1 protein-coding gene is annotated in these 341 nt (G+C 30.8%); it reads right to left on the reverse strand.

Going from position 1 to position 341, the window contains the following annotated elements; genetic code table 11:
• The coding region (locus GFJ41_RS18275) for a methionine adenosyltransferase domain-containing protein (protein WP_170076051.1) at positions 1-341 on the reverse strand (341 nt) is incomplete at both ends.

Genomic DNA, 341 nt, shown 5'->3' on the forward strand with positions numbered 1-341 from the left:
CCACCGTAAGTATCTATTATTATCTTTCTTCCAGTAAGACCTGTATCTCCTTGAGGTCCTCCTATAACGAATCTTCCAGTTGGATTTATATATATTTTAGTTTCTTCATCTAAAAGAGCTTCTGGTATAACAACTTTTATAACTTTTTCTATTAAATCTTTTCTTATTGTCTCAGTACTTACTGTTTCACAATGTTGAGTAGATATTAATACTGTATGAACTCTAACTGCTTTATTTCCATCATATTCAACAGTAACTTGAGTCTTTCCATCTGGTCTTAAGTATTCTAATTCTCCACTTTTTCTAACTTCTGTTAATCTTCTTGATAACTTATGAGCAAG

Source organism: Paraclostridium dentum (genome assembly GCF_012922555.1).
GTDB classification, from domain to species: Bacteria; Bacillota; Clostridia; order Peptostreptococcales; family Peptostreptococcaceae; genus Paraclostridium; species Paraclostridium dentum.